At 64.1% G+C, this 16,887-nt stretch carries 19 protein-coding genes and 1 other RNA gene; 5 read left to right on the top strand and 15 right to left on the bottom strand.

Annotation, left to right across the window (positions count from 1 at the left end):
- Positions 1–130 precede the first annotated feature (130 nt).
- The 3 genes from ACGYLQ_RS03385 (at position 131) to ACGYLQ_RS03395 (ending at position 2,764) form a co-directional block, all read left to right on the top strand.
- On the top strand, positions 131–2,011 hold the full coding sequence (locus ACGYLQ_RS03385; protein ID WP_394440441.1) for an acyl-CoA synthetase: 1,881 nt from the start codon (positions 131–133) through the stop codon (positions 2,009–2,011).
- A gap of 260 nt (positions 2,012–2,271) precedes the next feature.
- Positions 2,272–2,514 carry a DUF1127 domain-containing protein gene (locus ACGYLQ_RS03390; RefSeq protein ID WP_394440443.1) on the top strand — a complete coding sequence of 81 codons (243 nt, stop codon included), beginning with the start codon at positions 2,272–2,274 and terminating at the stop codon, positions 2,512–2,514.
- Positions 2,504–2,764 (top strand): hypothetical protein, encoded by a 261-nt coding sequence (locus tag ACGYLQ_RS03395; protein WP_394431563.1) that lies wholly within the window; start codon positions 2,504–2,506, stop codon positions 2,762–2,764. The genes ACGYLQ_RS03390 and ACGYLQ_RS03395 overlap by 11 nt, the downstream gene beginning before the upstream one ends.
- A 191-nt stretch (positions 2,765–2,955) precedes the next feature.
- On the opposite strand, the gene dtd is transcribed toward ACGYLQ_RS03395, so the two are convergent.
- The 9 genes from dtd to ACGYLQ_RS03440 all read right to left on the bottom strand — a co-directional run bounded on the left by dtd (position 2,956) and on the right by ACGYLQ_RS03440 (position 10,995).
- A complete protein-coding gene (dtd, locus tag ACGYLQ_RS03400; protein WP_394440445.1) occupies positions 2,956–3,402 on the bottom strand; it encodes a D-aminoacyl-tRNA deacylase in 447 nt (148 codons plus the stop codon).
- 1 nt (position 3,403) lies between these two features.
- Positions 3,404–4,081 carry a nitroreductase gene (locus ACGYLQ_RS03405; RefSeq protein WP_394440447.1) on the bottom strand — a complete coding sequence of 226 codons (678 nt, stop codon included), beginning with the start codon at positions 4,079–4,081 and terminating at the stop codon, positions 3,404–3,406.
- Positions 4,078–5,190: a primosomal protein N' (replication factor Y) - superfamily II helicase gene (locus ACGYLQ_RS03410; RefSeq protein ID WP_394440449.1), complete on the bottom strand. Its 1,113-nt coding sequence runs from the start codon at positions 5,188–5,190 to the stop codon at positions 4,078–4,080. Before ACGYLQ_RS03410 ends, ACGYLQ_RS03405 begins: the two co-directional genes overlap by 4 nt.
- A 110-nt stretch (positions 5,191–5,300) precedes the next feature.
- On the bottom strand, positions 5,301–6,422 hold the full coding sequence (locus ACGYLQ_RS03415; protein ID WP_209219081.1) for an SPFH domain-containing protein: 1,122 nt from the start codon (positions 6,420–6,422) through the stop codon (positions 5,301–5,303).
- A gap of 35 nt (positions 6,423–6,457) precedes the next feature.
- Complete coding sequence (locus ACGYLQ_RS03420; RefSeq protein WP_271687975.1) at positions 6,458–7,420, bottom strand: DUF2927 domain-containing protein; 963 nt, start codon at positions 7,418–7,420, stop codon at positions 6,458–6,460.
- A gap of 22 nt (positions 7,421–7,442) precedes the next feature.
- Positions 7,443–8,639: a toxic anion resistance protein gene (locus ACGYLQ_RS03425; protein WP_394440451.1), complete on the bottom strand. Its 1,197-nt coding sequence runs from the start codon at positions 8,637–8,639 to the stop codon at positions 7,443–7,445.
- Positions 8,639–9,553 (bottom strand): 5-bromo-4-chloroindolyl phosphate hydrolysis family protein, encoded by a 915-nt coding sequence (locus tag ACGYLQ_RS03430; RefSeq protein ID WP_394440452.1) that lies wholly within the window; start codon positions 9,551–9,553, stop codon positions 8,639–8,641. Before ACGYLQ_RS03430 ends, ACGYLQ_RS03425 begins: the two co-directional genes overlap by 1 nt.
- A 3-nt stretch (positions 9,554–9,556) precedes the next feature.
- Positions 9,557–9,772, bottom strand: coding sequence for a hypothetical protein (locus ACGYLQ_RS03435; RefSeq protein WP_067267561.1), 216 nt, complete (start codon positions 9,770–9,772; stop codon positions 9,557–9,559).
- Positions 9,773–9,900: 128 nt separating this feature from the next.
- A complete protein-coding gene (locus ACGYLQ_RS03440; RefSeq protein ID WP_394440454.1) occupies positions 9,901–10,995 on the bottom strand; it encodes a pseudouridine synthase in 1,095 nt (364 codons plus the stop codon).
- A gap of 62 nt (positions 10,996–11,057) precedes the next feature.
- On the opposite strand from ACGYLQ_RS03440, the gene ACGYLQ_RS03445 reads away from it, so the two are divergent.
- The gene (locus tag ACGYLQ_RS03445; protein ID WP_394440456.1) at positions 11,058–11,513 is read left to right on the top strand and encodes a nucleoside deaminase; all 456 of its coding nucleotides are present in this window, start codon (positions 11,058–11,060) and stop codon (positions 11,511–11,513) included.
- Positions 11,514–11,772: 259 nt separating this feature from the next.
- On the opposite strand, the gene rpmG is transcribed toward ACGYLQ_RS03445, so the two are convergent.
- The 6 genes from rpmG to gatC all read right to left on the bottom strand — a co-directional run bounded on the left by rpmG (position 11,773) and on the right by gatC (position 15,861).
- Entirely contained in the window at positions 11,773–11,940 is a 168-nt protein-coding gene (gene rpmG / locus ACGYLQ_RS03450) for a 50S ribosomal protein L33 (RefSeq protein WP_007119221.1), read from the bottom strand.
- A gap of 159 nt (positions 11,941–12,099) precedes the next feature.
- An RNA gene (gene rnpB, locus ACGYLQ_RS03455) (RNase P RNA component class A) lies at positions 12,100–12,580 on the bottom strand.
- An 11-nt stretch (positions 12,581–12,591) separates the two neighbouring features.
- Entirely contained in the window at positions 12,592–13,281 is a 690-nt protein-coding gene (locus ACGYLQ_RS03460) for an N-acetylmuramoyl-L-alanine amidase (RefSeq protein WP_394440458.1), read from the bottom strand.
- A 3-nt stretch (positions 13,282–13,284) separates the two neighbouring features.
- Positions 13,285–14,049 carry a hypothetical protein gene (locus ACGYLQ_RS03465; protein ID WP_394440460.1) on the bottom strand — a complete coding sequence of 255 codons (765 nt, stop codon included), beginning with the start codon at positions 14,047–14,049 and terminating at the stop codon, positions 13,285–13,287.
- Between the two features lie 37 nt (positions 14,050–14,086).
- Positions 14,087–15,574: an Asp-tRNA(Asn)/Glu-tRNA(Gln) amidotransferase subunit GatA gene (gatA, locus tag ACGYLQ_RS03470; RefSeq protein ID WP_394440462.1), complete on the bottom strand. Its 1,488-nt coding sequence runs from the start codon at positions 15,572–15,574 to the stop codon at positions 14,087–14,089.
- Complete coding sequence (gatC, locus tag ACGYLQ_RS03475; protein WP_209219074.1) at positions 15,574–15,861, bottom strand: Asp-tRNA(Asn)/Glu-tRNA(Gln) amidotransferase subunit GatC; 288 nt, start codon at positions 15,859–15,861, stop codon at positions 15,574–15,576. The genes gatA and gatC overlap by 1 nt, the downstream gene beginning before the upstream one ends.
- A 326-nt stretch (positions 15,862–16,187) precedes the next feature.
- On the opposite strand from gatC, the gene ACGYLQ_RS03480 reads away from it, so the two are divergent.
- Positions 16,188–16,880, top strand: a complete 693-nt coding sequence (locus tag ACGYLQ_RS03480; protein ID WP_394440464.1) for a metal-dependent hydrolase — start codon at positions 16,188–16,190, stop codon at positions 16,878–16,880.
- Positions 16,881–16,887 lie beyond the last annotated feature (7 nt).

The raw sequence follows: 16,887 nt of genomic DNA on the forward strand, positions 1-16,887 counted from the left end.
AACCCCGGCGTTACGTCACCCTAGTGTGACGTTGCGTTTGTTGCCGCCGATTGCTTGCGAAACGGCGCGTTTCGCCGCAATCTGGCGCGAGGAGAATAAGCCGGAACACCGGCACAGGGGAGGAGACACCATGACATTCGCCGGGATCGAAGACCGCAATGCCATCGCGGCGGAAATGCCGTGGGAAGACCGCGACGTGGCCAAGACGCTTTACGGAATGCTAAGCAATACGGCCGCGAAATTCCCCAACCACAATGCCGTCAGCTATCAGATTTTCTCGGGCCCCAAGGACAAGGCCGAAACGCTGTCTTGGAAAGAGTTGCATGGCCGCGTGACGCAGGCGGCGAACCTCTTCCGCAGCCTCGGCGTGGGCGAGAAAGACGTGGTGGCCTATGTGCTGCCCAACTGTAACGAGACGACGATCACCCTGTTGGGCGGTGCCGTGGCCGGGATCGTGAGCCCGATCAACCCGCTGCTGGACGCCGAACAGATCGGTGCAATCCTGCGCGAAGTGGGCGCCTCCGTGGTCGTCACCCTGCGGCCTTTCCCGAAGACGGACGTGGCCCAGAAGACCGCCGAAGCAGTGCGGCTTGCGCCCAAGGTGCACACGGTGCTCGAGGTCGATCTGGTGCGCTATCTCACCCCGCCGAAAAGCTGGATCGTCCCGCTGGTGCGGCCCAAGGGGATGGTGAACAACCAAGCCAAATACCTCAACTTCAATGCCGAGATCGCGAAGCAAAACACCTCGCTCAACTTCGAGGATGTGCAAGAGGATCGCGTTGCCTGCTATTTCCACACCGGCGGCACCACTGGGATGCCCAAAGTGGCGCAGCACAAGTATTCGGGGCTGATCTATAACGGCTGGCTGGGGCATCGGCTGTTGTTCAGCGAGCAGGACAATATCATGTGTCCGCTGCCGCTATTCCACGTCTTTGCCTGCCATGTGATCCTGATGGCCGCCGTGTCGTCGGGCGCGCATGTGGTCTTCCCCACGCCGCAGGGCTATCGCGGGGATGGTGTCTTTGACAACTTCTGGAAGCTGGTCGAGCGGTGGAAGATCACCTTTATCATCACCGTGCCGACGGCGATCTCGGCCAAGATGCAGCGCCCGATTGATGCGGATGTCAGCACGGTGAAAACCGCCTTTTCCGGCTCCGCCCCGCTGCCGCTGGAGCTTTTCCGGCGGTTTGAGAAGGCCACGGGCGTCACGCTGGTCGAAGGCTATGGTCTGACCGAGGCGACCTGCCTTGTCTCTTGCAACCCGACGGACGGGATCAAGAAGGTCGGCTCCATCGGTATCGCCTTCCCCTATTCAGACGTGCGGATCATCAAGGGCACTGTGGATGGTCCGATCGACGCGGAGACGGATGAGATTGGCGAGATCTGCGTCTCGAACCCCGGCGTCTTTTCGGGCCATACCTATGTCGAGGAAGACAAGAACAAAGACCTCTTCTACCACGGCAAATACCTGCGCACCGGCGATCTGGGCCGGATCGACAGCGATGGCTATATCTGGATCACGGGCCGCGCTAAAGACCTCATCATTCGCGGCGGCCACAACATTGACCCCGCCGAGATCGAAGAGGCACTGCTGGGCCATGAGGCCGTCGCCTTTGCGGGTGCTATCGGCCAGCCCGACCCCCACGCGGGCGAGGTGCCTTGCGCCTTTGTCGAACTCGTTGAGGGTGCCAATGTCACCGAAGAGGAACTGCTGGCCTATGCGCGTGAGCATGTCGCGGAACGCGCAGCCCAGCCCAAGCACCTCAAGATCATGGACGAGTTGCCCAAGACGGCTGTCGGCAAGATCTTCAAACCCGATTTGCGCAAGGACGCGATCACGCGGGTCTATAACGGCAGCCTTGAAAAGGCGGGCTGTGCCGCGCGGGTAACCGAGGTGGTGGACGACAAGAAACGCGGGTTGGTGGCCCAGGTCACGATGAACGACGCGACCCACGATGAGGTCTCAAAGGTGCTCAGCGTCTACACGCGCCCTTGGGAACCGGTCAGCTAAACGACTCACGCAAAAAAGGGCGGCACGCCGCCCCCCATCCCCAAATCCCCTGATTGCAGCCCTGCTGCGTTGCGCCGATGCACATTTCCTGTGTATCGGCGCAAAAATTTTAGGCTGTTTACCTGCAGTTAGCCCCCGGCCTTTCGTTTCGGGCATAGCGCCTATGCAAATTCTGCGGGTTCAAAATAGGGTCAGAGCGTACTACTTCTGCATTGCAGCATTGATAATGCACTTGCAGCATTTTGAAAGGAGTTGCGCTTATGACGATGGCAATCTCACGTGGCACTACCCTGAGCTCCGCGCTCGATGGGCTTCATCACACCGTTGACGGCATGCGCCGCCGCGTGGCCCAGATCAAAGCCCGGCGCGCAGCTTACAACCGAACTTTCACAGAACTCAACGTACTGAGCGATCGCGAACTGTCCGATATCGGCATCGCACGGTGCGAGATCCGGCGTGTGGCGTCGGAAGAACTTTCAAAGGAACAGACCTATGAAGTATGACAACACCCTATCCGCCCCCCACGGTTTCTCCCTGCGTGATGCGTCCGCTCCGGTTCTCGGCGCGCTTGGCACCGCTGCGGGCAAGGTCGGCAGCCTGCTGGCGCGTGGCGTCACTCAGATGCAGATCTCGCGCATGCAAGCCGTCCTCAACAGCATGAGCGACGCGCAGCTTGAGCGTGCGGGCATCGACCGCAACCAAATTCCCCAGCACGCCCAAGCGCTGGTGACCGAAGAATACGACGGTCTCTAAGCCACTGCGCTTTTAGACCTTCAGCCATCAATGTCGCGCCTTACGCGCTGCATTGTCAGGTGCCGGACCCCGCTCCTTCCCGGGTTGATCTGACACCGCATATTAACGGTCCTCCTCCTCCCGGACCCGTTATACCGGCCGGCAAGCTTACCTCCTCCCAAGCTTGCCGGCCCATGCTTTCCAATGAATTATCAGGGCGCCGCCGTATCGAGCCAGAGGGTCACCGGCCCGTTGTTGACCAGCGCCACGGCCATATCCGCGCCGAATCGTCCGGTCTGCACGGGGATCTCGAGCCCGGCGAGGCTGCGGGCAAAATGGGAATAGAGCGCCTCGGCCATCTCGGGCTTTGCCGCGCCGGAAAAGCCGGGGCGGTTGCCGCGCGCGGTATCGGCGGCGAGGGTGAATTGGCTCACCACCAAGGCGCTACCGCCGGTTTGGACAAGGCTCAGGTTCATCTTGCCGCCGTCATCCTTGAACAGCCGCAGTTTGGAGATCTTTAGGGCCAGTTTCTCGACGGTTTCTTCGGTATCCTCGGGCATGGCGCAGACGAGGATCAGCAGGCCGGGGCCGATCTCTCCGATGACCTCACCCTCGACCGTGACCGAAGCCTCGGTCACCCGTTGCAGCAATGCGCGCATGTCAGTCTTTCCAATCAATGATGTCAGAAGGGGTGGCTCGCTCGGTGCGAAAGGCGTTCGCGGGATGCGTCTCATCGGCATAGCCGAAGGAGATTGCGCAGAGCACCAGCCGATCCTCGGGCAGTGCCAGCACCTCACGCACCAAGGGCGCATAGGCGGCGATGGCGGCTTGCGGGATGCTGGCCACGCCAAGCGCCGTCGCGGCGAGGGTGAAGGCGGTGACGAAGCCGCCGCAGTCCATCGCGCCATAGGGGCCAAGCTCGGCCGGGGCGGTCACGATGGCCACATGCGGCGCGTCGAAAAGCGCGTAGTTGCGCAGCATCTGCGCCTGACGCGCGGCGCGGTCGGATTTGGCGATGCCAACCGCGTCGTAAAGTTGGAAGCCACAGGTGCGGCGGCGTTCGGCATAGGCGCCGGAGTAGCCCGTGGGCCATGGCAGGTCCGGCGCGACCGGGGTGTCGGTGTTGGCAGCTTCAAGGAGTGCGGCGCGGAAGGCATCTGTGCCCGCGCCGCGTGTCGCGGTCACCTGCCACGGCTGGGCATTGCACCACGATGGCACATGGCGCGCGGCGCTCACGATCTGGGTGATGGTCTCCTCCGGCACGGGGTCGGGCCGAAAGGCGCGGCAGGAATAGCGCGCCTGCAAGAGGTCGGAGAACTGGTCGTAGCTCTGGGTCATTGCTGGGCCATGAAATAGCCGACGATGGCGGCGGCGATCAGCCCCAGCACCACGGCAAAGGTGATTTTGACGGCGGAATAGGGGCGTTCGCCCTGCACCTTGCCCGAATGGCCGTTCACCACGAAACGATAGGTCTTGCCGCGGTATTTATAGGCGGCAAGCCAGACCGGCAGCAGGATATGTTTAAAGGTCACATCGCTGACTTGGGTATTGATGTCATGCACCCGCTGGCGGTCGCCGCCGATGTCGAACTTCACGTCCCGCTCGATCACCCGGTCCATATGCGCGCGGGCCTGAACAAAGCCTTCCTCCAGCGTAATGCCGTAAGCCTCGGCCCGGAAACCGGCGAGGTATTCGGGCGCATAGGGCTCCAGCGCCGAGAGGTCCCAAGGGTGCAGCGCGTCGGTGTGTCTCTTGGGCAGCGACCGGGAGGCCAGCACCAACACATCGTCAAAGAAGCGTGCCACCCGCCCCGAAGCGGCCCGCCAGCGGATTTTCGGCACTTGCTGCTTCACCCGCTTGCCATCGCGCATGACGGTGCGGGTGACGTAATAGACGGTTCCACGCTCCCCGCGATAGCTAGAGGCGGTCTGTGCGTCATAGGTCCAGAAGGGCACATAGATGCCCTGCATCCGGCGGCCCTTGCGGGCATATTGTTGCAGCCCGTTGGGGGCGAACCAAAGGCTGCCGAGCCAGTCTTTCATCGCGTCGCGGGCGCGTTCTTCGGGCAGGGCGAAGGGCAGCACGGCGCGTGGTTTGATATGGCGGTTGGTGCCGGTGTCGATCACCACAGGCGTCGCGCAGAAAGGGCATTCGGCGGCGTGTTTGCCGGGCTCGAATTCCACCTGCGCTGCGCAGTTGGGACAGGTTGTGACGCGGGTCTCTTCCATCTCGGCGGCGGGCAGGGCGGCCTGCAATCCGGCGCGAAAGTCCTGTTCGGCGATGGCATGGGCGTGGCGCCCACTGCCGTCGATCGGCTCCACATTGCCGCAGTGATCGCAGATCAGCAGCGCCTGCGCCGGGTCAAAGCGCATGTCCGACCCGCAGGTGTCACAGGGGAAACGGTGCTCTTCAAGCGGGGCGGCGGGGGGCAGATCGGTGGCGGACATATGGGGTGCTTTGCAAGGTCAATCGCGGCGGAGCGGATGGGGGTGGCCCGTGGACCTGAGGGGCCACGGGCGGGACGCGCGCGAAGGGCGTGGGCCCACGCGCCTGCGGATCAGGCCGGGGGCGGCGGCGGTGGCGGGGGCATCACCGTGAAAAGCTGCGCCAGTTCGGCCACGTCTTCGGCCCGCTGCCAGCCATCCTGCCCCGGTGTCCAGACAAGAGAATCGCGGGTAAGGCTGCCCTCACTCGCCTTGCGGCCCATGGCGGCCTTGGAAAACGGGCCTGAGGTCGCGCCGTCCTTGGCGATATGCCAGACCTTTTCGACCGGCGGCGGGGGCGGCGGCACCGGGGCGGCGGCGGTGGGGGCAGGGCGGGCGCCCCAGGGGCCAGCCTGCGCGGTGGCGGCTTGGGCCATGCTCATCCCCAGCCCCGCGCCAAGGCCCGTTTGCATCGCGGCCCCGCCCGCACCTTCGCGGCCAAGCGCCTCAGCCGCTTGGAATTGCATGTATTCGTTGAGGTTGCCGACCACGCCCATCGAAGTGCGCTTGTCCATCACCGCCTCGACCGCGGGCGGGAGGGAGATGTTTTCGATGTAAAGCTCGGGCATCGCCAGCCCGTATTCCGCAATCTGGGCGGCGATATCCTTGCCCACCAACTGCCCCAACTCGCGCGTGTTGGCGGCCATGTCGAGCACCGGGATGCCGGAGGAGGCAAGCGTGCGCGAGAAAGCCTGAACAATGATGTTGCGGATCTGGAACGAGATTTCGTCCATGGTGAACTCACCATCGGTGCCGACAATCTCGGTCAGGAACTTCGCGGGGTCGCTCACCCGCACGGAATAGGTGCCATAGGCGCGCAGGCGCACCGGGCCAAACTCAGGGTCGCGGGCGATGATCGGGTTTTTGGTGCCCCATTTCAGGTCGTTGAAGCGGGTCGTGTTGACGAAATAGATCTCAGACTTGAACGGGCTGCGAAAACCGTGGTCCCAGTGCTGCAGGGTCGTCATGATCGGCATGTTGTTGGTCTCAAGCATATAGAGACCGGGGGTGAAGACATCCGCCAACTGCCCCTCATGCACAAAAACCGCCGCTTGCCCCTCACGCACTGTCAGCTTGGCGCCGTATTTGATCTCATGGCCCTCACGCTCGAACCGCCAAACCATCGTGTCGCGGGTGTCGTCGGTCCAATGGATGACGTCGATGAACTGGCCAGAGAGGAAATCGAAAATGCCCATGGGGATGGTCCTTATTCTTTCGTCGTAATGCTGCGTTACACCGGGCCGTCCGTCAACTCGCGCGCGATGATCCGGGTGATCGGGTTGACCTGCTCTGCCGTCATGCCGGGGCGCAGGCGCCGGTCGTAGAGCATCTTGAGCAGAAGTTCGTCATGTTTGGTGAGCAGGGCGAATTCGTCGTCGTCATTGAAAATCGACGGTCGCGCGGCGGGGCTGTCATTGGCAAGGCCCAGACCCTGCGCCAATTCCTCGTGAATGCAGGAAAGCCGCAGCAATTCGGGGTTTTCCGAGCGGATCACGGCCACGGCGGCGGTATAGACATTGGGGTTGTCCCCCGCGGCATAGGCGGCCACGGCGCAATAGGTGTCCCGGCGCATGTTGCGCATGGCCCGGAGCGAGGATTTACTGACGCCCGCGACCTCTTCCGCCGCTTGGGCCAGCGCATCGACCCGGTCATCTTCCGAGGCCACGACCACCATGAAATTCGGTCTGTCGCCGATCGAGACCGAATGCCCGGTCACCCGCGCCAAACGGCGGGCGAAGGCGTTGATCTTGGCGGTGTCGGACCGGCGCTGTGAGGGCGGCACGCTGTCGCCAAAGATGATTTGCATCCGCACCGGCGCATCCCAGCGGCGCAACGGGCTGGCGCCGCCTTGGCCTGAGAAATTGCCGTCATATTCGTTATATAGCGCGATCTGCTCGAAATTGCGTGCCAGCATTTCGCTGGTAAAGGGCGTGTCCTCCCCGCCCCCGTCTTGGCGCAGCAGATCTTGGCCCAACTGCGCCTTTTCGACCTGATGCAGATAGCTGCGCAGCATGGCGCTTTTTTGCGAGGTCGGTTTCGCCACCGCCGCCGGGGAAGGGGTGGCGGCGGCAGGGCGGGCCTGCGGTTTGGCGACCTTTTGCAAGACGGGCGCAGGCTCGGCGCAGGCCAAGAGCAGCGTGCTCAGCGCCAGCGCCCCTGCGGCGCGCAGATTTCTGCGCAGACGTCCTTGCATGGCCTGTTCCCTCACGTCGGTTTTAGCTTGGCACCGCGTTGCCGGTGGTATCGCCCAACCCCGTTTCGCGGGCCTTGGCAGCGGCGAGCGTGTCGCGCAGGCGGCCTTCCATCTCCTGCAACTCTTTCTCGGCATTGGCGCGTTTCGCCTTGCCCTCATCCGCGATTTGCAGGGATTCCTCAATGGTGCCGATCAGGTCTTCATTGGCCTGTTTCACCGCTTCGATGTCGAAGACGCCGCGCTCCATCCCCTGACGAATCACCTTGTTGCTGTCGCGCAGGTTCTTGGCGTTGGAGGTCAGCAGTTCATTGGTCAGGTCATTGGCCTCGCGCACTGCATTTGCCGCATCCCCACTGCGCTGGATGGTGACGGCCTGCGCCAATTGCGTCTCCCACAGGGGCACGGTGTTAACCAAGGTCGAGTTAATCTTGGTCACAAGGCTCTTGTCATTCTCCTGCACCAGACGGATCGAGGGCAGCGATTGCATGGTGACCTGCCGCGTCAGTTTCAGGTCATGCACCCGACGCTCCAGATCATCACGCGCGGCACGCAGATCGCGCAGCTCCTGCGCGCGCATCACCTGATCGTCCTCGCCCGCCTTATCCAGCGCGGTCTGTTTGGCGGGGATGGTCTTGTGATCCAACTCTTCGATCTTGGCCTCCCCAGCAGAGATATAAAGCGCCAGTTCGTCGTAGAATTGCAGCGTCTTTTCATAGAGCAGGTCGAGCGATTTGATGTCTTTCAACAGCGTATGCTCATGCGCCAGCAGGTTGTCGGTGATCCGGTCGATCTGGCTCTGCACCTCTTCGAAACGGGCGGTGAACTTGGCAAAGGGCGTGGCACGGCCCAGCAGTTTCTCCCACCAGCTTTGCTTGCGCCGCACGTCCAATTCCGAGACCGAGAAGCCGCGGATCGCGCTGACCATGGTGCGCAGGCTGTCGCCAGCAGGGCCAACATCCTTGTTACGCACATCCGCCAGCATGGATTGGCTGATCTCTTGCAACTCGGCCTGTGCGGCAGAGCCGAAGCTGACGATGGACTGGGTATCGGTCACGTCGATCTCGGCCATGCGCTTTTGGATTTCCGCGCTCTGTTCGGGATCGGCTTTGTTCAGCGGCACGATGGCATTGGCATCCGCCGGTTCCGGCAAGACGGTTGCGTTCACTTCTTCCACCAACCCTTGCGATTGGGCAGCTTTGTCACGGAGGGCATCGGTCATCACTGATCTTCCTTAGTATTTGCAGGGGTGGGTTGCTCCAGTCGGACCCCCTCACGAGAGAGGCGCGCCCGCAGCACGTCGATTTCCACGTTCAGATCGCTGCGGTCGTCCAGCAGCGATTTGGCTGTGCGCGCGGCGAAGTTCTGATCCAGATCGTCCAGCAAGGCGAGGTAGTCATCGCGTGCTTGGGCGTCTTGGTTGCGGGCATAGAGGTCGGCGAATTTCACCGTCGCATCATGCGCCCCGCGCAGATAGACGACAAGGTATTTGCGCGCAGCGGTCAGGTCGCGGGGGTCTTCCTCGACGGTGCGGATCAAATGGCGGGCGGTTTCTTGAAACTCCGCCAGCCGCGCTTCGGCGCGGCGGTCGCCCGCACGCAGGATCGCTTGGCTCATGCCCGAGAGCAGTTTTTCGGCCTCATCCACCACCCGGGCGACGCGGTCTTGCTGGAAGGTGTCGATGCCCTCCATGCCCTTGTTCTGCAACGGGTCGATGCCGAAGGCGGCGAGGTGCAGCGCAGTGGCGGCGATGCCATAGAGCAGGGCCGCGGCCAGACTGGGATCGTTGCTATAAGCGGCGAGGGCCGCGCCCGCACCGGCCAAAAGGGCCGCGAGGATCTTGCGCGGCAGGACGGGGCGGCGGGCGACTTTGCGCTCGTGGTATTCCGCCTCGGCCAACAAGCCATCGCGGAGCAACCAGACGCCAGAGGCCAGCAGGAAGGCCCCACCAAGGCCGAGCACTAGCGTGCCTGCGCCCCCGATGAGCGAAGTTGCCGCCAAGAGCACCGGCGGCAGGAACATCAGGTTCACCCGACCGCCCGCCGGATCGACGCGCAGGCGTGCGTTCTTGCGCGGGGCGCTGCTGGGGGGGGCGTCGGGGTCGGGGCTATATTTGCCGCCAAAGCGCTGCGCCATAGGTCAAAGCCCTCCGAGAAAACCGCTGGTCAGCCCAAGCAGCAGCACCAGCAACGCGCCGAAGGCGATTTTCTGAAAGGTTGTTGGCGCCATCATGTTTCCCCTTTTGCTGCCCCAGATCGGGCGCAACGCTGTGCCAGCACTGTCAGCCGCACGCCCCACGAGCGAGGCTGCGCCGAGGATGATAACCACGAGCGCGGCCAAGGCCACCAAAAACATCACTATTCGCGCCATATTGCCCTTTTCTGACAGCGGTTTCGCGCTGATCTTGCCTGCCGTTATCTATTCAACGCACGCAGGTCGGCCGCGTTCCGGAAACGCGCAGGGGCAGCTCGGGGCAGGGCCGGTCAGCGGCGGGGTTTTGGCCCCCGGCCTGTGGGTTTTGGCCCCGGTTTGCCATTCGGTCGCCCCGTGGGGCGCGCCCCCGGTTTGCCGCTCGCCTTGCCGCCTGCTTTGCCAGCCGTCTTGCCCATCGCGGCCTTGCCACGCGGTGCGTTCTTTGCCTTGCCGCCGCCACGGCGGGGCGGCGGTTCGTCGTCTTCGCCCCGTTGCACGGGCAGGCCCGGTTGGCCCGCGCCGCCGAAACCGCCGGGCTTGCGGCGCGGCGGGCGGCGTAGACCGGTGGGTTTCTTGGTGGCGGTGCCGCTGGGGTCTTCCAACTCGAGCCCCAGTTGATCGCGCACGACCTTGCGGCGCAGCTCTTCCACCTCGCCGATCTTCAATTCGCCCAGTTGGAACGGGCCGTAGGAGATGCGGATCAGCCGGTTCACGGTCAGGCCCACGGCCTCCATCGCGCGGCGAATCTCGCGGTTGCGGCCTTCGCGCAGGCCGACGGTCAGCCAGGCGTTGGCCCCCTGTTGGCGGTCGAGCGTCACGTCCATCGGCTGAAAGTTCTCGCCTTCCACGGTGATGCCTTTGCGCAGCGGCTCCAGCATCTCATCGGTGGGGCGGCCATTCACCCGCGCGCGGTAGCGGCGCAGCCATCCGGTGCTGGGCAGTTCCAGCTTGCGCTTCACCCCGCCGTCATTGGTCAGCAGCAACAGCCCTTCGGAGTTGAGGTCGAGCCGACCCACGGTCATCACGCGGGGCATATCCTCGGGCAGGGCGTCAAAGATCGTCTCGCGGCCCTTTTCATCGCGGGCGGTGGTCACCAGACCGGCGGGCTTGTGGTACAGCCACATGCGCGGCGGTTCGGGCGCGCCGACGGGGGTGTTGTCAACGGTGATCTTATCCTCGGGTGTCACGTTCAGCGCGGGCGAGGTGATCTGCTCCCCGTTCACGCGCACGCGGCCTGCTTCGATCATGCGCTCGGCCTCGCGGCGCGAGGCGATGCCCGCGCGCGACAGCACCTTGGCGATGCGGTCGCCGGTGGGGGTGCCTGCACTTGCATCGCTGTCAGAGTTTTGCGGGCCGGAGCCGGAGGGGGGCGTTTTTGCGTTCATACACAGCGCTTACCCTGTTTCACGGGCTTGCGAAAGGGTGGCGTTTGCGGCCATGTGACGGAATGGAGTTTCGCTCGTATATGGGACAGGCCTTGGCCGAGGCCCGCGCCGCCGCCGCGCGCGGCGAAGTGCCGGTGGGGGCAGTCGTTGTCTCTCCGGAAGGGCAGATCGTTGCCGCCGCAGGCAATGAGACCCGCGCCCGCAATGACCCAACTGCCCATGCCGAGATGCTGGCCCTGCGCGCCGCCTGCGCCGCTGTTGGCTCGGAACGGCTGATCGGTCACGCGCTTTACGTCACGCTGGAGCCCTGCGCCATGTGCGCCGGTGCCATCGCCGCCGCCCGGGTGGAGCGGCTCTACTACGGTGCGGCGGACCCCAAATCAGGCGGCGTGGCGCAGGGCGCGCGGGTGTTCTCGCATCCCCAATGCCACCATGTGCCCGAGGTGTTCGACGGGATCGCGGCGGGAGAGGCGGAAGAGATGCTCGTGAGGTTTTTCCGCGAGAAGAGAGACCGCTAGCCGGGCAGCGCCGGACCGGGGATGGCATTCAGGCGTCTCAACGATTATCCGGACGCCCCGCGTCCGAATCGCGCCCGACCCGCCCCCAGGGCGGGCGCGCAATGCGCCCCCGGTGCTGAAGCACCCGCTGGCCTCAAAAGGTCCACCGGACCTTTTGCAAGACGGCCATCGGCCCCGGGTCGGGCGCGATCCAGCCCTGCACAATGCAAAAGGCCAGGCGAAACCACGTGGCCCTTTGAAACTCAAAAGTCAGGCGATCTTACTTGATCTTGCCTTCTTTGTATTCGACGTGCTTGCGCGCAACGGGGTCGTACTTTTTGATGACCATCTTTTCGGTCATGGTGCGTGCGTTTTTCTTGGTCACGTAGAAATGGCCTGTGCCCGCGGACGAGTTCAGGCGGATCTTGATCGTGGTTGGCTTCGCCATGTGTCTTCTCCTGCTGCAGCGCCGCGCAGGCCTGCGTGAATTCTGAATTTCGGGTTCTAGTCAGACCCGCGCCCGAGTCAACCGCTATTTGCCCGCCCGGTGCCGAAAGACGCCGGTTTCGTCGAAAAACCTGCCTTTCAGCCTCGAAAGAGCAGAAATATGCGCGGAAGGCCTATAAGCCGGATTTTGTACCTGTCCGAAAACAGGCGATGACCATTCCTCTGACCGCACCGTTGCCGATGCGGCTATAGCTGCCAACCCGGACCTGCTGGGGCAGAAGTGCCCCGCCTTTGACCCGAAGATCATCGGCGCGCGGTCCCTATTTGGCATTGCTCCCGGTGGGGCTTGCCATGCCGGGACTGTTGCCAGCCCCGCGGTGGGCTCTTACCCCACCGTTTCACCCTTACCCCGCGGGCGTTCCGGCAAGGCCGGACCGAGGGGCGGTTTCATTTCTGTGGCGCTTTCCGTCGGGTTGCCCCGCCCGGGCGTTACCCGGCACCGTTTCTTCTTGGAGTCCGGACTTTCCTCTACGTCGCTTTTGCCCCGCAAAAGCGACGCCGCGGATGTCACACATGCGTGTGACGAGAGCGGACGTCGGTCATGCGACGCGAGTCGACGCAGCGGCCATCCAGCCTTCCGCGCAGCCCCGCCCTAGACGCCGGCGCGCGGCGCGTCAATGGGGGCGGGTAGGGCGGCGAAGTCTGGGGGGGTAAGAAGGCCGCGCCCCCATGGCCTGAAACGCATCCGCACGGCGTCTAGCAGCGTGTCATCGTCGCAGGGCGCGGTGAAGCCTGCGGCCTGCGCGGCGGCGCGGAAGGTTTCGGTGGTTACGCTGTCAGGAAGGGGGCCATTGCCCGCAGGCAGCGCCAGCCCGCGCCGTGCGAGCCGGGCCCAATCGAATCGGGGGCCGGGGTCGATCTTGCGGCCCGGTGCCATGCAGGAATGGCCGATCACCCCTTCGGGCGGGATGCGGTGGCGTGCCATGATGCCGGGCAGGAGGGTTTCCAGCGCCTGCATCTGTGGCTCGGAAAACGGGTGGTCGCCACGGTTGTCCAACTCGATCCCGATGGAGCGTGAGTTGATGTCCTCCAACCCCGCCCATTCGCCCGCGCCTGCATGCCAGGCGCGTTGCTCTTCCTCGACCATCTGAATGACCTCTCCGCGTCCCGAGATCAGGTAATGGGCCGAGACTTCGGCAGAGGGGTCACAGAGCCGCTCCAGCGCCGCTTGGGCGCTGGTCATGGCGGTGTAGTGCAGGACGATCAGCCGGGGGCGCAGCCCACCGCGCCGCGGGCCGCAATTGGGCGAGGGATGCGCCGTCACATCAGGCGCGGCAGGCATCTGTCAGCCCTGTGCAGCCCGGCGGAAGGGGGTAGGGTCCCAGTCGCAGGCGAAACCATCGCCATCGGGGTCCATGCCAAGGCGGTCTTTCTCGGGGCCGCCGGCCTCAAGAAAGGCGATCTGCGCTTGGTCGGCGTGGCCGTATTGCGCGCAGGCGCGTTCGAACTTGCGGGCCTTGTTGAAGCCGATGCGGCTATAAATCTGCTGGCCGACCGACTGATTGGTTTGCAGCGCATAGGCGACGATATTCGGGCCGACATTGCGGCGTTCGGGCAGGGCCTCGGGTTGGACGACCTCATATTGCGCGCGGTTCGCGGCCACGCGGGCGGCGTCGTCTTGAATGCTGCGCTGGCCCGACACGGCGTCAAAGTTGTTCTCGTTCGAGATGCCCACGGCGTTGACCGCGGCGGGGGGCGGGTTCGACGGGCTGGCGTTCACCGGGGCCACGCCCGAGTTGGTGGCCGCGTCATTGCCCAGACCGTTGCTGGCCCCGCCCGGACGGGTCGCGGCCAGCACACGGGCAGTTTCCGCCGCCGTCGCTTCGGGAGAGCCGTCATCCAAAGGCTGGGCGGTCACCTCCGAGGCGGCGGGCATGTAGCTGCCGTCGCCCGCCAGCGCGGCATCGCGCGCGCGCTGCTCGGCCTCGAAACTGCTGTCACCAAAGCCGACACCGCGCCCGGTGTTGATGTTCCCGGAATCGGGGATCGCCGGTTGGCAGGCTGCCAAAAGACCGCCCGCCGTCATCGCTAGAAGTGTCCGTGTGATCATCTGACCCGCTCTCGCCTCTTGTTCACCGCTCTGCGGCTTACCACCATTTCTCGGGCTTGGCCACAAAACCGGCGGCCTTCTCCAGCGCATAGGCGGAGGACAGCAGGTCTGCCTCTTCCCACGGGCGCCCGATCAGTTGCAGACCCAGCGGCAGACCCGTGCTGCTTTGCCCCGTGGGCAGCGCCACGCCGGGCAGGCCGGCGAGGTTCACCGTCACGGTGAAGACGTCGTTGAGATACATGGCCACCGGATCGGCGTCCTTCATCTCGCCCAGACCAAAGGCGGCGGAGGGGGTCGCCGGGGTCAGGATGCTGTCGATGCCTTGGGCAAAGACGTCTTCGAAGTCTTTCTTGATCAGCGTGCGGACCTTGCGGGCGCGGTTGTAATAGGCGTCGTAGAAACCGGCGGAGAGCACATAGGTGCCGACCATCACGCGGCGCTGAACCTCATGGCCAAAGCCTTCGGCGCGGGTTTTTTCGTACATCTCGGTGATGCCGTCGCCGTGGTCAAGCTTGGCGCGGTGGCCAAAGCGCACGCCGTCATAGCGCGCGAGGTTCGACGACGCCTCGGCGGGCGCGATGACGTAATAGGCGGGCAGGGCATATTTCGTGTGCGGCAGCGAGATGTCGACGATCTCGGCGCCCGCGTCCTTCATCATGGCGATGCCGTCGGCCCACAGCTTTTCAATCTCCTCGGGCATGCCGTCCATGCGGTATTCGCGCGGGATGCCGATCTTCTTGCCACGGATGTCGCCGGTGAGCGCCGCCTCGAAGTCCGGCACGGCCAGATCGGCGCTGGTGCTGTCCTTGGCGTCATGGCCGCACATGGCTTCCAACATGATGGCCGCGTCGCGCACTGTCTTGGTCATCGGCCCAGCTTGGTCGAGCGAGGAGGCGAAGGCCACGATGCCCCAACGCGAGCAGCGGCCATAGGTCGGCTTGATGCCTACGGTGCCGGTGAAGGCGGCGGGCTGGCGGATTGAGCCGCCGGTGTCGGTGCCAGTGGCGGCAAGGCAGAGGTCGGCTGCCACGGCGGCAGCAGAGCCGCCCGAGGAGCCGCCCGGCGTCAGTTCCGCCGTGTCACCTTCGCGCCGCCACGGGTTCACCGCGTTGCCGTAGACGGAAGTTTCGTTCGACGAGCCCATGGCAAACTCGTCCATGTTGAGCTTGCCCAGCATCACCGCGCCGCTGTCGCGCAGCTTTTGGCTCACGGTGCTTTCATACTCGGGCAAAAACCCTTCGAGGATGCGGCTGCCCGCTTGGCTTGGCACGCCTTTGGTGCAGAAAAGGTCCTTGATGCCGATGGGCAGGCCACACATCGCGGGGGCGTCGCCCTGTTTGATGCGGGCGTCGGCCTCGGCGGCCTGTTCCATCGCGATCTCTGGCGTGCGGTGCACAAAGGCGTTCAGCGCGCCCGCGCCGTCGATGGCTTGGATGCAGGCCTCGGTCAGGTCTTTCGAGGTGGTCTCACCCTTGCGTAGGGCATCGCGGGCCTCGGCGAGGCTCAGTTTGTTCAGATCGGTCATTATTCCACCACCTTCGGCACGGCAAAGAACCCTTCACGGGCATCGGGGGCATTGGCCAGCACGCGGTCCTGCTGGTCGCCATCGGTGACCACGTCCTCGCGCCGCTTCAGGCGCTGCGGGGTCACAGAGGTCATCGGCTCGACGCCGTCGACATCCACCTCGGACAGCTGTTCGATAAAGCCGAGGATGGTGTTGAACTCTTCCGCCAGCGCCGGAAGCGCGTCGGGTTCAACCTTGATCCGGGCCAGTTTCGCCACGCGTGCGGCGGTGTTTTCGTCGATCGACATGAACATCTCCATCTCTTTGAGGCTCCTCTACCGTTTGGGGGCGGGCCTCGCAAGGGTTTGAGAGGACCGGAACGGAGCCGGGCGGCGCCAGACCGGGGGATGGTGCTTGCTCCGGGGCAGTTGGGCAATTTATGGCCGCGGCGGTATTCGATGATATCGGGATGGCGTCCGGGTTGCAGAAGCGCCAGCCCGTCGGGCCGCTCTGGCGCGGCCCGGCGGGCATGCGCCCTTGATTCCAGGCTAGGGTGGCATGTTCGGGGTTACTTGATTCCGCGCAGCATAGGGTCAAATCTGATGTTAGACCCACCGCAATCAGGAGGACCCCCATGAACATCATCTGGCTCGGCCACGGCTCATTCCGCATCGAGATCGAAGACCAAGTGCTGCTGATCGACCCTTGGCTCAAAGACAACCCCATGCTGGACGAGGCGCACCATGCTGATGCAATCAAAGGCGCCACGCAGATCCTTGTGACCCATGGCCATTTCGACCACACGGCAGATATCGCCGACATCGCCAGCCGCACCAACGCCCCGGTCGCGGGCATGGTCGAGCTGATGGGCTGGCTGGAAAGCAAAGGCGTGCAGCAGACCACGGGCTTTAACAAAGGCGGGACGATCCGCGCGGGCGAGGTGGCGATCACGATGGTTCCGGCCTCGCATTCCTCATCGGTAGATGGCGAGAACGGGCCGATCTACACCGGGATGGAGACCGGCTTCATGATCTCGGGCGAGGGGCATACGATCTACCATTCCGGCGATACGGCGATCATGGCGGATATGGATTGGATGGGCGACTACCACAAACCCGATATCGGCATCCTCTCAGCGGGCGGGCATTTCACGATGGACATGGCGCAGGCCGCCTATGCCGCCAAACGCTATTTCGATTTCAAGACGGTCATTCCCTGCCACTACCGCACCTTCGACGCGTTGGAGCAATCGGCACAGACGCTGATTGACGGGCTTCCGGGCGTCGATGTGGTGGAGCCGCAGGTGATGCAGCCGATCACCGTCTGATCCTCCT

It is taken from the genome of Sulfitobacter sp. 1A12779 (assembly GCF_043557315.1).
Lineage (GTDB): Bacteria > Pseudomonadota > Alphaproteobacteria > Rhodobacterales > Rhodobacteraceae > Sulfitobacter > Sulfitobacter faviae.

Bases quoted from the DNA above. Each gene is read 5' to 3' on its own strand.
- ACGYLQ_RS03385 (WP_394440441.1), top strand. From the start codon at position 131: ATGACATTCGCCGGGATCGAAGACCGCAATGCCATCGCGGCGGAAATG.
- ACGYLQ_RS03390 (WP_394440443.1), top strand. From the start codon at position 2,272: ATGACGATGGCAATCTCACGTGGCACTACCCTGAGCTCCGCGCTCGAT.
- ACGYLQ_RS03395 (WP_394431563.1), top strand. From the start codon at position 2,504: ATGAAGTATGACAACACCCTATCCGCCCCCCACGGTTTCTCCCTGCGT.
- dtd (WP_394440445.1), bottom strand. From the start codon at position 3,402: ATGCGCGCATTGCTGCAACGGGTGACCGAGGCTTCGGTCACGGTCGAG.
- ACGYLQ_RS03405 (WP_394440447.1), bottom strand. From the start codon at position 4,081: ATGACCCAGAGCTACGACCAGTTCTCCGACCTCTTGCAGGCGCGCTAT.
- ACGYLQ_RS03410 (WP_394440449.1), bottom strand. From the start codon at position 5,190: ATGTCCGCCACCGATCTGCCCCCCGCCGCCCCGCTTGAAGAGCACCGT.
- ACGYLQ_RS03415 (WP_209219081.1), bottom strand. From the start codon at position 6,422: ATGGGCATTTTCGATTTCCTCTCTGGCCAGTTCATCGACGTCATCCAT.
- ACGYLQ_RS03420 (WP_271687975.1), bottom strand. From the start codon at position 7,420: ATGCAAGGACGTCTGCGCAGAAATCTGCGCGCCGCAGGGGCGCTGGCG.
- ACGYLQ_RS03425 (WP_394440451.1), bottom strand. From the start codon at position 8,639: ATGACCGATGCCCTCCGTGACAAAGCTGCCCAATCGCAAGGGTTGGTG.
- ACGYLQ_RS03430 (WP_394440452.1), bottom strand. From the start codon at position 9,553: ATGGCGCAGCGCTTTGGCGGCAAATATAGCCCCGACCCCGACGCCCCC.
- ACGYLQ_RS03435 (WP_067267561.1), bottom strand. From the start codon at position 9,772: ATGTTTTTGGTGGCCTTGGCCGCGCTCGTGGTTATCATCCTCGGCGCA.
- ACGYLQ_RS03440 (WP_394440454.1), bottom strand. From the start codon at position 10,995: ATGAACGCAAAAACGCCCCCCTCCGGCTCCGGCCCGCAAAACTCTGAC.
- ACGYLQ_RS03445 (WP_394440456.1), top strand. From the start codon at position 11,058: ATGGAGTTTCGCTCGTATATGGGACAGGCCTTGGCCGAGGCCCGCGCC.
- rpmG (WP_007119221.1), bottom strand. From the start codon at position 11,940: ATGGCGAAGCCAACCACGATCAAGATCCGCCTGAACTCGTCCGCGGGC.
- ACGYLQ_RS03460 (WP_394440458.1), bottom strand. From the start codon at position 13,281: ATGCCTGCCGCGCCTGATGTGACGGCGCATCCCTCGCCCAATTGCGGC.
- ACGYLQ_RS03465 (WP_394440460.1), bottom strand. From the start codon at position 14,049: ATGATCACACGGACACTTCTAGCGATGACGGCGGGCGGTCTTTTGGCA.
- gatA (WP_394440462.1), bottom strand. From the start codon at position 15,574: ATGACCGATCTGAACAAACTGAGCCTCGCCGAGGCCCGCGATGCCCTA.
- gatC (WP_209219074.1), bottom strand. From the start codon at position 15,861: ATGTCGATCGACGAAAACACCGCCGCACGCGTGGCGAAACTGGCCCGG.
- ACGYLQ_RS03480 (WP_394440464.1), top strand. From the start codon at position 16,188: ATGAACATCATCTGGCTCGGCCACGGCTCATTCCGCATCGAGATCGAA.